This window comes from Streptomyces sp. NBC_01471, assembly GCF_041438865.1.
Classification (GTDB): Bacteria; Actinomycetota; Actinomycetes; order Streptomycetales; family Streptomycetaceae; genus Streptomyces.
Genome location: NZ_CP109450.1, coordinates 4,268,686 through 4,280,349, shown reverse-complemented (window position 1 = coordinate 4,280,349; position 11,664 = coordinate 4,268,686). Strand labels below are relative to the sequence as shown.

Annotated in this window: 13 protein-coding genes; 5 read left to right on the top strand and 8 right to left on the bottom strand. The window is 71.0% G+C overall.

Annotated features, from left to right (window positions below; genetic code table 11):
- Nucleotides 1–12: 12 nt before the first annotated feature.
- The 3 genes from OG285_RS18985 to mshA all read right to left on the bottom strand — a co-directional run bounded on the left by OG285_RS18985 (nt 13) and on the right by mshA (nt 3,825).
- Nucleotides 13–1,725 carry a glycosyl hydrolase family 28-related protein gene (locus tag OG285_RS18985; protein WP_371791638.1) on the bottom strand — a complete coding sequence of 571 codons (1,713 nt, stop codon included), beginning with the start codon at nt 1,723–1,725 and terminating at the stop codon, nt 13–15.
- A gap of 248 nt (nt 1,726–1,973) precedes the next feature.
- Nucleotides 1,974–2,483, bottom strand: coding sequence for a YbjN domain-containing protein (locus tag OG285_RS18980; RefSeq protein WP_371791637.1), 510 nt, complete (start codon nt 2,481–2,483; stop codon nt 1,974–1,976).
- The gene (mshA, locus tag OG285_RS18975) at nt 2,476–3,825 is read right to left on the bottom strand and encodes a D-inositol-3-phosphate glycosyltransferase (protein WP_356827637.1); all 1,350 of its coding nucleotides are present in this window, start codon (nt 3,823–3,825) and stop codon (nt 2,476–2,478) included. The genes OG285_RS18980 and mshA overlap by 8 nt, the downstream gene beginning before the upstream one ends.
- Before the next feature lie 272 nt (nt 3,826–4,097).
- Between mshA and OG285_RS18970 the strand changes: the two genes are divergently transcribed.
- The 3 genes from OG285_RS18970 to OG285_RS18960 all read left to right on the top strand — a co-directional run bounded on the left by OG285_RS18970 (nt 4,098) and on the right by OG285_RS18960 (nt 7,705).
- Complete coding sequence (locus tag OG285_RS18970; RefSeq protein WP_371793566.1) at nt 4,098–4,832, top strand: class I SAM-dependent methyltransferase; 735 nt, start codon at nt 4,098–4,100, stop codon at nt 4,830–4,832.
- Between the two features lie 163 nt (nt 4,833–4,995).
- A complete protein-coding gene (locus tag OG285_RS18965) occupies nt 4,996–6,150 on the top strand; it encodes an NlpC/P60 family protein (protein WP_371791636.1) in 1,155 nt (384 codons plus the stop codon).
- A gap of 322 nt (nt 6,151–6,472) precedes the next feature.
- On the top strand, nt 6,473–7,705 hold the full coding sequence (locus OG285_RS18960; RefSeq protein ID WP_356827633.1) for a fused response regulator/phosphatase: 1,233 nt from the start codon (nt 6,473–6,475) through the stop codon (nt 7,703–7,705).
- 84 nt (nt 7,706–7,789) lie between these two features.
- Here OG285_RS18960 and OG285_RS18955 read toward each other — a convergent pair whose 3' ends face one another.
- From OG285_RS18955 to OG285_RS18945, 3 genes are all read right to left on the bottom strand, one after another.
- Nucleotides 7,790–8,134, bottom strand: coding sequence for a DUF2516 family protein (locus tag OG285_RS18955; RefSeq protein ID WP_356827631.1), 345 nt, complete (start codon nt 8,132–8,134; stop codon nt 7,790–7,792).
- Nucleotides 8,135–8,314: 180 nt separating this feature from the next.
- Nucleotides 8,315–9,085 carry a hypothetical protein gene (locus OG285_RS18950; RefSeq protein WP_356827629.1) on the bottom strand — a complete coding sequence of 257 codons (771 nt, stop codon included), beginning with the start codon at nt 9,083–9,085 and terminating at the stop codon, nt 8,315–8,317.
- Nucleotides 9,086–9,103: 18 nt separating this feature from the next.
- The gene (locus tag OG285_RS18945) at nt 9,104–9,532 is read right to left on the bottom strand and encodes a helix-turn-helix transcriptional regulator (protein ID WP_356827627.1); all 429 of its coding nucleotides are present in this window, start codon (nt 9,530–9,532) and stop codon (nt 9,104–9,106) included.
- A gap of 142 nt (nt 9,533–9,674) precedes the next feature.
- Between OG285_RS18945 and OG285_RS18940 the strand changes: the two genes are divergently transcribed.
- Both OG285_RS18940 and OG285_RS18935 read left to right on the top strand, forming a co-directional pair.
- The gene (locus tag OG285_RS18940) at nt 9,675–9,977 is read left to right on the top strand and encodes a metalloregulator ArsR/SmtB family transcription factor (protein WP_356827617.1); all 303 of its coding nucleotides are present in this window, start codon (nt 9,675–9,677) and stop codon (nt 9,975–9,977) included.
- Nucleotides 9,974–10,366: a VOC family protein gene (locus OG285_RS18935; RefSeq protein WP_356827615.1), complete on the top strand. Its 393-nt coding sequence runs from the start codon at nt 9,974–9,976 to the stop codon at nt 10,364–10,366. The genes OG285_RS18940 and OG285_RS18935 overlap by 4 nt, the downstream gene beginning before the upstream one ends.
- A gap of 50 nt (nt 10,367–10,416) precedes the next feature.
- Here OG285_RS18935 and OG285_RS18930 read toward each other — a convergent pair whose 3' ends face one another.
- Both OG285_RS18930 and OG285_RS18925 read right to left on the bottom strand, forming a co-directional pair.
- The gene (locus tag OG285_RS18930; RefSeq protein WP_371791635.1) at nt 10,417–10,899 is read right to left on the bottom strand and encodes a hypothetical protein; all 483 of its coding nucleotides are present in this window, start codon (nt 10,897–10,899) and stop codon (nt 10,417–10,419) included.
- Between the two features lie 287 nt (nt 10,900–11,186).
- Nucleotides 11,187–11,597, bottom strand: a complete 411-nt coding sequence (locus tag OG285_RS18925; protein WP_356827611.1) for a VOC family protein — start codon at nt 11,595–11,597, stop codon at nt 11,187–11,189.
- Nucleotides 11,598–11,664: the final 67 nt, after the last annotated feature.

Sequence of the window (11,664 nt, the reverse complement as noted above, 5' to 3'; positions counted from 1 at the left end):
CGCTACGGGTCGCTACGGGTTCAGCGCCCGCTGGGCGTCGTGCAGATTGGCGGGGCGTACGGACTCCGGCGCTCCGTACGCCTCAAGGCGCGTGTGCAGATCACCCGGGAAGTCCGGCACGTCGATCTGCCCGAACGGCCTGACCGTGCTGATCCCGACGCTCGCGCTGTACGGGGCGAGGCCGTCGATCTTCATCAGGCCCTCGCGGCCGTTGGTGACCCGGATGTTCCAGTGGGTGAACCGGGCGCCGAAGAGCGGGCCGGCCGAGGCGTCCCCGCCGTGCTGCCCGTCGTTGTTGACGGTGATGTCGGTCCGCACATTGGCGAACGGCAGCCCCCGGTGCGAGTCGAAGGTGCCCATCTCCATCACCCCGCGCGACCAGACGTTGTGGCTGGAGAGCCCCTCGACGTTGATGCCGTGCAGCTGGGTGCCCGCCGGGGCGGGCACGGTGCGCTCGGCGATCGTGAACTCCTCGACGAGGTTGTCGTGCGACCCCTCCCGGCAGAAGTACGGATGGTGCGAGCCCCGGCCCTCGACGCGGGTGCGGCGCAGGGTGGTGGCGGACGCGGCGACCAGTCCGAAGCCGTTGTCGACGTTCCGTACGACGACGTCGTCGGCCCAGCAGTCGTACGCGCACTGGAACGCGACGCCGTTGTACCCCTTGTCGAGCAGGTGCGGCGACTGCGGGGTGAGTACCGCTTCGAGCGTGAGCCCCTCCACGGCGGACCCGGTCAGCGGCGCGACGTGTGTGGTGAGCCGGGGGTCCCATTCGGGGCGGATGTCGAGCGGAAGGGGGCGTTCCAGGGTGAGCCGGCGGCCGCGTACCGCTGTGATGCGTACGGGCCACTCATAGGGGACGTACGAGGTCAGCTTGGTCTTGTCGTCCCACTCGTACGCCTCGGGGCCCGGTCCGCCGCCCGCCATGTGCTCCAGGAGCGTGTGCCCCGCGTCGTCCGCGAGCCGGAGCAGCACGAGATCGCCGGGGTGGAGCTTCGCGGTGTCCGCGACGGTGACCGTGCGGTCGCCCTGCCGGGCCGGGGCGACGGTGGTGAGGGTGTGCCACTCGTCGCGTCTGTTGCCCGTCCACCCCTCGAAGGGCCAGGCAGCGGAGGTGATGGCGGCCGTCAGGCTCGCGAACCGCGCCTCGGGGCAGAGCCAGATGAGCCCGCCCGCCCAGGACCACGAGGACTTGTTGCCGCCGTACCGGGATCCGTAGGGGCCGATCAGCTCGGTGAGGCTCTTCGTCGCGTGGAGGGTGGTGCGCCCGCTGCCCGCGCCGCGCAGTACGACGTCGCTGTGCCCGATACGGATGAGGTCGTCGATACGGAAGGTTCCCGGCGGGACGAGGACCGTGCCACCGCCGCGCCGGCCGGCGGCGGCGATGGCGCGGTTGATCGCGGGCGCCGAGTCGGCGGAGCCGTCCGGGACCGCGCCGTACTCCCGGACGTCGGCCACGACGGGGAGCCGGGGGAAGCGGCGCTCCCCCGTGCGGCGGCCGGCTCCGCCGATGTACGGGATCTGGGGGTGCGTGTACGGGGTCCGCGCGAACTCCCGCCAGAGCGGGGTGGTGGCGGGGGCCCGTCCGCCGGCCCGCTCCGGCGGACGGGCGGCGGGCGTCCGTCCGCGCGGTGCGGCAACGGATCCCCCTCCCGACACGACGACGGCCGCGACGGCCGCGACGGCCGTGGCGCTGCCGAGCAGTGCGCGTCTGCTGATGTTCCCCATGGGACCCGCCCCTTTCATGGGTGGACATGCATATGAACTGCGTTCACGAGTGAGTCGGTCGTGAGCATGCCATGAGGGTCGGTGGGCGGGGAAGAGGCAGGCAGGGAGCCGCACAGAAACGCCGAGACCGGCACCGGCGCCGACACACCCTCGCGGCGGCGTCGGCCGGGGGCACGGGGCCGACCGGGCATGCAGCACCGGCCGGGGGTGCACCCGTCACGGGGGGGGGATCCCTATAGGGGCGGGTGTCAGCTACTCGACTCGCGGGTCAGATGCGTGAACGCGTCCAGGTTCCGGGTCGGTTCGCCCCGCGACACCCGCCACGCGTACTCCCGCTTGATCGCACTGGCGAAGCCCAGTTCGAGCAGCGTGTTGAAGGGCCCGTCGGCCGCCTCCAGGACCGATCCCAGCAGCCGGTCGATCTCGTCCGGCGTGACCACGGACAGCGGCAGCTTCCCGGCGAGATAGATGTCGCCGAGCGAATCGATCGCGTAACTCACCCCGTACAGACGGAGGTTGCGCTCCAGCAGCCATCGGTGCACTGCCGCGTCGTTCTCGTCGGGGTGCCGGATCACGAACGCGTTGACCGAGAGCGAGTGCTTCCCGACGATCAGCGAGCAGGTGGTGGAGAGCTTCCGGGTGCCGGGGAGCTTCACCACGTAGGAGCCGGGTTCCGGGCTCTCCCACTCCAGCTCGGCGTCCTTGAACGCCTGTTCCAGGACCTCGCGTACGTCGGCGTCGCCAGCCTGATCAGCCATGGTGCGAGCGTACGCGACGGCGGTGTTCGTGCACCGCTGCCGTGTAGACGTCCGCGGTCGCCGACGCGGCCGTGTCCCAGCCGAACCGGCCGGCATGGAGCGCGGCGGCCCCGCCCATCTCGTCCACCAGCCGCGGGTTCTCGATGAACCGGCGCAGCGCCTCCGCGTACCGCGCCGGGTCGTGGCCGGGGATGAGGAATCCGGTCGACCCCTCGCGTACGGCGACGGGCAGCCCGCCGACCTCGGCGGCCACCACCGGCGTTCCGGCCGCCTGGGCCTCGATGGCGACCAGCCCGAAGGATTCGTTGTACGAGGGCATGACCAGCACGGACGCGGCCCGGAACCAGTCGGCGAGCTGGTCCTGGCCGACCGGCGGATTGAACCGGACGATGTCCGCGATACCGAGCCGGGCGGCCAGCTTCTGCAGGCCCTCCGGCTTGGCGAGCCCGCTGCCGCTGGGGCCGCCGACCACCGGCACCACCATGCGCTTGCGCAGCGAGGGGTCCTGGTCGAGCAGGACCGCCGCCGCGCGCAGCAGGATGTCGGGCGCCTTGAGCGGCTGGATGCGGCCGGCGAAGAGCGGTACGAAGGCGTCCTGCGGCAGCCCGAGGCGGGCCCGGGCGGCGGACCGCCCGTCCGCGGGCCGGAAGCGGTCGAGATTCACGCCGGGGTGGACGACGGCGACCTTGCCGGAGTCGGCCTCGTAATGGCGTACCAGCTCGTCGGCCTCCTCCTCGGTGTTGGCGATGAGCCGGTCGGACGCCCGCACGATCTGCGTCTCGCCGATGACCCGCGCGGGGGGCTCGGGGGTGTCACCGTCGGCCAGCGCGGCGTTCTTGACCTTCGCCATGGTGTGCATGGCGTGGACGAGCGGCGCGCCCCAGCGCTCGGCGGCGAGCCAGCCGACGTGGCCGGAGAGCCAGTAGTGGGAGTGGACCAGGTCGTAGTAGCCGGGCCGGTGTCCGGCCCAGGCCTGCATCACACCGTGGGTGAAGGCGCAGAGCTGGGCGGGCAGCTCCTCCTTGGCCAGGCCCTCGTAGGGGCCGGCGTCCACATGGCGTACGAGCACGCCGGGCGCCAGCTCGACGAGCGGCGGGAGGCCGCCCGTCGTGGCGCGGGTGAAGATCTCCACCTCGATGTTGATCGCGGCCAGCCGCTTCGCCAGCTCCACGATGTAGACGTTCATGCCGCCCGCGTCGCCGGTGCCCGGCTGGTGCAGGGGCGAGGTGTGCACGCTGAGCATGGCGACCCTGCGCGGCCTGCGGTGCCCGGCGAACTTCAGCCTGGGCGGCCGTGCGGGTCCCGTGATCCGGCCGCCGAGCCGGGACACGTACTGGCTCACGTGGACGGTCCTCTCCTCGCGCGGGCACGCTCGACTCCAGGGCAGGCGTACCCCGTCAGACCTCTGGAACAGCGGGACGCCCTGTCGCATTTCCGCTTTGCCTAATAATTACCTCGACACGCCTCACATACCCTTCGGGCATGGTCCAGCCCTCCCCCCGCCGCCCCGGCGGTGCCCCCTCAGCCGGAGTCCGTACGACGGTCCGTACGACGGGCGCCCGTCCGGTGGGGGCCGTGACCCGCGGGACCACCAACCCGAACCGGCTGCGCCGGATGGACCGCTGGATCGCCGCCGTGCACGGGCCCGCCCTGCGGCGCTCGGCCGACCCCCTCGCGGTGGACCTCGGGTACGGAGCGGCCCCCTGGACCGCCGTGGAGCTGCTCCAGCGGCTGCGTACGGCCGCGCCTGCCGCCGAGGTCGTCGGCATCGAGATCGAGCCGGCCCGGGTCGCGGCCGCGAAGCCGTACGAGCGGCCGGGCCTCGCCTTCCGGCACGGCGGTTTCGAAGTGCCGCTGGACGGCCGCAGCCCCTCGCTGATCCGGGCGGCCAATGTGCTGCGCCAGTACGACGAGGAGCAGGTCGCCGCCGTCTGGCAGCGGCTGTGCGCGCGGCTCGCGCCGGACGGGCTGCTGGTCGAGGGCACCTGCGACGAGATCGGGCGGCGGCATGTGTGGGTCGCGCTGGGGCCCGGCGGGCCGCGCACGGTGACGTTCGCGACCCGGCTCGGCTCGCTGCACCAGCCGTCCGACCTGGCGGAACGGCTGCCGAAGGCACTGATCCACCGGAACGTACCCGGAGAGCCGGTGCACGCCTTTCTGCGGGACTTCGACCGCGCCTGGGCCGCGGCGGCCCCGTACGCCTCGCTCGGCGCCCGGCAGCGCTGGATCAACACCGTGCGCTCGCTCGCGGCCGACTGGCCGCTGGCCGACGACGTCCGCAGGTGGCGGCAGGGTGAAGTCACCGTGAACTGGGCGGCCCTGGCGCCGCTGGCGGGAACTCGGAGCTGATTCCGTTCGTCCGACCGGGCAGGGAGTGACGCGGGGCACGGGTGGGGCCGGGGAGTTGTTGTACACCTCTGTCGCATTCGCGCAGGGCATGGCACTATCGCGCCAACGCCACCTAAGTTACTGACGGTAAATCAGGTCTGTTTCAGCTCTGGAGGGGGAGCTCGTGAACCGACGCCGCTGCGCCGCCGCGATCACGCTGGTCTGCGCACTGACCGTGCTGACCGTGCCGACTGCCGCGTACGCCGATCCCAGGCCGCCGCACTCCGGGGCTGCGGATTCCGGGGCTGCGGACTCCGGGTCCAAGGGGTCCGGATCCAAGGGGTCCGGATCCGACGGCTCGCCAGCCGACGGCTCGGGATCCGACGGCTCACGATCAGCTGATACCGACCGCCTCCAAGCCGTCCGCCAGAAGATCGACGACCTCTACCGTCAGGCCGGCTCCGCCACGGACGCGTACAACCTGGCCAAGGAGCAGTCCGAGAAGCAGTCGTCCGAGATCGTGAAACTGGCCCAGCGCATCGTCAGGGGCCAGTCGAAGATCTCCGCCCTGAAGAAGGCGGCAGGCGCCGAGGCGCGCGCCCAGTACCGGGACAGCGGCCTGCCGCCCGCCGCGCAGCTGATGCTCAGCGGTGACCCGGACAGCTTCCTCGACGGCGCCGACCGGCTGCGCTCGGGCCAGCAGGCACAGAAGAACCTGCTGGCCGAAATGGACCAGACGCAGAAGGACTTGACGGCATACACCCAGGACGCCGCCGACCAGTGGCAGAAGCTGGAGTCCAACCGGAAGAAGCAGGCCAAGAACAAGAAGGACATCGAGCAGAAGATCGAGGCGGCCAAGAAGCTCGAATCGGGCCTGGCCAAGAAGGAACGCGCACGGCTCAAGAAGCTTGAGGAGGAGCAGGAGTTCAAGGCCCAGACGGCCTGGCTCAGCTCCGGAATCCTCAAGGAGATCAACAACAAGGCGAGCGCCGAGGGCAAGAAGGCCGTCAAGTTCGCCACGGACCAGATCGGCAAGCCGTACGTGTGGGGCGCGACGGGGCCGAAGTCGTACGACTGCTCCGGCCTGACCTCCCAGGCGTGGGCGGCGGCGGGGAACCCCATCCCCCGCACCTCGCAGGAGCAGTGGAAGCAGCTGCCGCACGTCCCGGTGAAGGACATGCGCCCCGGGGACCTGATCATCTACTTCTCGGACGCGACCCATGTCGGGATGTACATAGGCGACGGGGCGATGGTGAACGCCCCACGGCCCGGCAGGGACGTCACGATCGGCGGCGCGGGCTCGATGCCGATCCTCGGCGTGGTCCGGCCGGACAAGTAACCGCTCTGTCCTGATCCCGGGCCCGCCAGGTCCGGCCTCTGCCCGGCCCCGCCGCCCGCCCTCGCGCTCTCCCTCCCCGCCGCTCCGCGGGCGGCCGTCCCGTGGCGTGCGTCACCCGGGGTCCGGCGGGCCCCCGAGTGACCTTCGTCATGGGGCCGCACACCGTCAAACCGCCGGATGCGGGCCCGGAGAGGGCATATGACCCCGGCGGTTTCTCCGGTGCCATTCCGCTGGGGCCCCGGCAACCGCTAAGGTCCCCGTCTGGTGGTGCGTCGACTGGCGTTCCACCGCGCCCTCGGGGGGAGGGAAGGAAACCGAAGCGATGGAGAACGGTCAGACCGTTCTGCCCCACCAGACCAGGGGACCGGACTCCACCGGCAGCACCGACCTGACGCTGCTGGTGATCGAGAACGATCCAGCGGGCACTTTCACGGTTCCGGAGCTGCTCGACGCCTCCGGGACGCGGGTACGCGTCCGTACCGCGCGGAACCTCACCGAGGCCGAGCGGCTGCTCACGGACGACGTGCACTGCATCCTGCTCGACCTGGCACTGCCGGGCGCGGACGCGGACGACGAGCTGTCCGTACTCCGCCATGTCCTGAAGCTGGCGCCGGGCCACGCCGTACTGGCGCTGGCCACGTCGGGCCGCGTGGAGAGCGCGGCGGACGCGGTCCGGGTCGGAGCGCAGGACTACCTGCTCCGCGAGGAGCTGGACGGCAGGCTGCTGAACCGTGCCGTCCGGTACGCGGTGGAGCGCAAGCGCGCCGACACCGCGCACTACAAGCTGGCCGAGTCCCGGCTGCGAGCCCAGGAGAACGCCCGCCTGGAGCGCGGCCTGCTCCCGACGCCGCTCCTGGAGGGCTCGGACCTGCGCTTCGCCGCGCGCTACCGCCCGGGCCGCTCGCGCGCGCTGCTCGGGGGCGACTTCTACGACGTGGTGCGGACCCCCGACGGAACCGTGCACGCGATGATCGGCGACGTCTGCGGGCACGGACCCGACGAAGCCGCGCTGGGGGTGGAACTGCGCATCGCCTGGCGGGCGTTGACCTTCGCCGGGCTCTGCGGGGACCAACTGCTCTCCACGCTCCAGCGGGTTCTGGAGCACGAGCGGGAGAGCGAGGAGCTGTTCGCCACGCTCTGCACGGTCGACATCGCCCCGGACGGCCGCCGCGCCGGGCTCTGCCTGGCGGGCCATCCCGCCCCGCTGGTCTCCCGCGACGGCGGGACCGCACAACTCCTCCCGCAGGAGGACGGCGGGCCGGCGCTCGGACTGCTCCCGCAGGCCCGCTGGCCCCGGCGCCAGGTCGAACTCGGCGCTGCCTGGAACCTGTTGATGTACACGGACGGCCTGATCGAGGGCCGGGTCGGCGCGGGTACGCAGCGGCTCGGCCAGGAGGGCATGGTCGAGATGATCGACCGCCAGCTGACGGCGGGCCTGCGCGGCGAGAGCCTGCTGGAAGCGGCGGTGGCAGAGGTCCGCGACCTGAACCGCGGCGAACTGACCGACGACGTGGCGGTGCTTCTGCTGGAGCGCCGACGGGGTAACGGCCAGTAGGCATCCGGGACGGGGAACGCCCCGGATGCCATGGCGTCCGGGGCGTTCCGTGCAGCGTGCCGGTGGTCGGGAGGAGCGGCGGGGCTATCGCCCGCCGTTGTACGGGCCGTACGGTCCGTCGCTGCTGGAGCCGCCGCCTCTGCGGCCGCGGCCCCCGCCCGCGATCTGCCGGACCGCCGGACGCACGTCCACCATGTAGACGATCGTCGCGACCAGCCCGATGACGGGCAGGAACGACATGATCGGGAACAGCAGGTTCACCACGAACGCGATGGCCAGGATGATCAGCCAGAACGGCTTCGTCTGCTTGCTCGCGGCGCGGTAGGCGTCCTCCCGGCGGATCGCCGCGTCCACCACCGCGAAGCCACTGAAGAGGATCAGCGCCAGACTCAACAGCGACATCAACCCTGCGAAACCCTGCATCAACACTGCGCAACACCGCCTGTTCGACCGGCCAACAACACGGCCAAGCTACCGGGAGAACGGGCCGGGCACCCAGGAGGTGCCCGGCCCGGCCTGATCCATCCGAATCCGCCCGCATCCGTACGACGCGAACGGAAGCTCTTGCTTCCCGAGGTTCTGCTTCCCGGGGCCCTGCTTCCCGAGGTGCTACTTCCCGGCCGGCGGCGTGGTCTTCTTCGCCGTCGTGCTGCGCGGGGCGGCGCTCTTCTTCGCGGCGGCCGGCTTGGCCTCGGCCTTCACGTCGGACTTCGAAGCGGACGACGCCGACGACGCGGACGCCGAGGGGGACGCGGGCTTGGCGGCGGTCCGGGGCTGAGCGATCCGCGACTCGGTCCTGGCCCCCGGCTTCGGCGCGGTCTTGGCCTCGGTCTTGGCCTCGGTCTTGGTCTCGGTCCTGGACTTGGGCGTGGTCCTGGGCGTGGCCTTGCCGGCCGTCCTGGTCCCGGACTTCGGCTTGGCCGGGGCGTCCGGCTCGACGACCGTGCCGAACACGACGATGTCGTCGGCGGCCTCGCCCCTCCACTGGCGTACGGACTGCTCACCGCGCTCGGCGACCTTCTCGTACGTCTCACGGGCCCGGACCGCGTACTCCGCGGCCACGCCCACGCTGCGCAGCGCCAGGTCCTGGGCGGTCTCACCGAGCTTCTTCAGGTCGGTGTCGAACGCCCCGATCACCTCGCTGACCTTCGCGGTGACGGTGGCCTGGGCCTCCTTGGCCTGCGTGGTCACGCGGTCCTGGACGTCCTTGGGGTCGGTGTTGCGCACCGCGTCGATACGGGCGGGCGCCTCGGCCTGGAACTTCTCCAGCAGCGCGGGCACCTTCCTGGCCTGCTGCACGGCGAGGTCGGCCGTACCGGCCGCGAAGTAGAGGGGGGTCGGGTCGGTGAGGGTCTTGCGCAGGTCATCGGTGATGGCCATGACTGTGGTCCTCCCGGATCAGTTCTGTTCGTGGTCGTCGCGTACATCGCGTACGTCGCGTACTTCTTTGCCGGTGTCCGCCGTGCGGGGCGCATCCGGTTCGAGCCCGTTCTCCTTGCGGAAGGACTCGTAGATCTGGAGCAGCACCTGCTTCTGGCGCTCGGATATGGAGGGGTCGGCCAGAATGACGGCGCGCGTCTCCAGCTCGTCCCGCTCCCGCTCATCAAGGATCCCGGCCTGGACGTACAGGGTCTCCGCGGAGATCCGGAGCGCCTTCGCCAGCTGCTGGAGAATGTCCGCGCTGGGCTTGCGCAGGCCGCGCTCGATCTGACTCAGATACGGATTCGACACCCCGGCCGCGTCGGCAAGCTGGCGCAGGGAGAGCTGCGCGGTGCGCCGCTGCTCGCGCAGGTACTCCCCGAGATTGCCGACGTTGAGTGATGCCATAGGACGACTCTGCACCCATGTCGCTAACTTTTGCAAGCAGGCGCTTGCAAAAGTGTGCCATGACACTGGCGCGGCCGGTTCGGGCCGGCGCGCCCTCGCCCTTGGCTTGATAGGCAAGTAATGACTTGCCTATCCTGTGGAGGTGGCCGACGACCTTTTCAAAGCCCTGGCCGACTCCACCCGCCGCATCATCCTCGACGAGCTCGCGGAGAAGTCCGGGCAGACACTGTTCGAGATCTGCTCGCGGCTGAGCATGAAGCATGGACTCGGGATCTCGCGCCAGGGGATCTCCCAGCACCTCGCCGTACTGGAGGCCGCCGGACTCGTCGAGACCAGGCGGGAGGGCCGCTACAAGTTCCACGACCTCAGTACAGCCCCGCTGCGGCAGATCGCCGAGCGATGGCCCCTGCCCGACACGTCCGGACCGGAAGAGAGCACCCCATGAAGATCCATCTGACCAGCGTCTTCGTCGACGACCAGGCCAAGGCCCTGCGCTTCTACACCGAGATCCTCGGCTTCGTGAAGAAGCACGACGTCCCGGTGGGCGGGGAGGACCGGTGGCTGACCGTCGTCTCGGCCGCCGAGCCCGGCGGCACCGAACTCCTCCTGGAGCCCGCCGGCCACCCGGCCGTCAAGCCCTACCGCGACGCGCTCGTCACGGACGGCGTCCCGATCCACCAGTTCGCCGTCGACGACGTACAGGCGGAGTACGAGCGGCTGCGCGGCCTCGGCGTCGTCTTCACCCAGGAACCCCTGGAGATGGGCCCCGTCACCACCGCCGTCTTCGACGACACCTGCGGCAATCTGATCCAGATCGCGACGCAGCCGGAGTAGGCGGCCGGCCGCGTGCGGGGCCCGGCCGCGAGTGCTCTCGCGCTTGGGGGTCAACGGCCGGTCCGGCGGCGCTCGCCGCGTTCAAGCGAGCGTTCTCCGCCGACCTCACCGTCCTCAAGGAACGAGTGGTGGAGCGTGTAGCGCTTGAAGGGCGCTGCTCCAAGGGCGGCCTCGTCATGGGATGCGGCATCGGCCCACTCGGCGATCACGATCGCGCGCTCCTCACCGGAGGTCAGGTGGACGTGTGCCCCGAGCAGCCCCGGGGCCGGCCGCACCACGCTCTGTACGTCGGTGGCTGCCATGGTGCTGACCACGAAGATGCCAGTGGGGTGCACCGCGTCATGAACGACGCTGCGGTGGCGGCGGGTCCGGTTGAGTCCGGGGCGCTCGATCCCCGGTACGAGCGTGTCGACGCGGCTGACCATGTCGCCGCGATGGGCGCGGGCCCACGCCAGGTGGTCTTCATCGCTGGTCCACTGAGCGTAGAAGAGCAGGCCCGCGCCGTCCGTGGAGAGGAAGACGTGTTGCGCCAAGCGCCCTGTGGGCGTCTCGGCTGCCGCCCATTCGCCGATCACAGCATCGGCGGCGGTGCGCGAACGCTCGGAGGTACCAGTGAGCCATTCACTGATCAGAGCGGTATGGGCTGCAGGATGAACGAGATCGAGGAAACGTGTCATGGTCGTCGACCCTCGTACATCAACTGCACTTGAGGTCAAGGGGTGCGCACATCGAGGGCGCCCGGACGGCCGGCGACGGCAGCGGCATGGACCGGCCCGCGGGCAGCGCCGCGCCTGACGTCCCGGTGTGGCGTCCCGCGCGGCTACTCCTTCGGCGCCTGGGCGATCCGCACCATGTTGCCGGAGGGGTCACGGAACGCGCAGTCGCGTGGGCCCCAGGGCTGGTCGATGGGCTCCTGGAGCACCTCGGCGCCGGACGCGAGCATCTTCTCGAAGGTCGCGTCGAGATCGTCGGAGCGGAAGACGATGTTCGGCAGGACGCCCTTCGTGAGGAGTTCCTGAAGAGCGTCGCCGTCGGCCTGGGACCGGCCCGCGTGCGGTTCCGAGATCACGATCTCCAGGCCCGGCTGGGACGCGCTGCCGAGGGTGACCCAGCGGAATCCCCCCGACGCCACGTCGTTGCGCACCTCAAGGCCGAGCGCGTCGCGGTAGAAGGTGAGTGCCTCGTCCGGGTCGTTGACGGTGATGTGGCAGTACTGGAGCGCGATGGTCATGGGGCCAACGCTAGGCCCTGTCCGGCCGATCTTCGTGGATCGGCCGGACAGGGCCCAGCCAGGCCGT

What these genes read in the sequence shown, in the direction of transcription:
- OG285_RS18925 (WP_356827611.1), bottom strand. Translation starts at nt 11,597, where the DNA reads ATGACCATCGCGCTCCAGTACTGCCACATCACCGTCAACGACCCGGAC.
- OG285_RS18960 (WP_356827633.1), top strand. Translation starts at nt 6,473, where the DNA reads ATGGAGAACGGTCAGACCGTTCTGCCCCACCAGACCAGGGGACCGGAC.
- OG285_RS18985 (WP_371791638.1), bottom strand. Translation starts at nt 1,725, where the DNA reads ATGGGGAACATCAGCAGACGCGCACTGCTCGGCAGCGCCACGGCCGTC.
- OG285_RS18980 (WP_371791637.1), bottom strand. Translation starts at nt 2,483, where the DNA reads ATGGCTGATCAGGCTGGCGACGCCGACGTACGCGAGGTCCTGGAACAG.
- OG285_RS18935 (WP_356827615.1), top strand. Translation starts at nt 9,974, where the DNA reads ATGAAGATCCATCTGACCAGCGTCTTCGTCGACGACCAGGCCAAGGCC.
- OG285_RS18950 (WP_356827629.1), bottom strand. Translation starts at nt 9,085, where the DNA reads ATGGCCATCACCGATGACCTGCGCAAGACCCTCACCGACCCGACCCCC.
- OG285_RS18945 (WP_356827627.1), bottom strand. Translation starts at nt 9,532, where the DNA reads ATGGCATCACTCAACGTCGGCAATCTCGGGGAGTACCTGCGCGAGCAG.
- OG285_RS18970 (WP_371793566.1), top strand. Translation starts at nt 4,098, where the DNA reads ATGGACCGCTGGATCGCCGCCGTGCACGGGCCCGCCCTGCGGCGCTCG.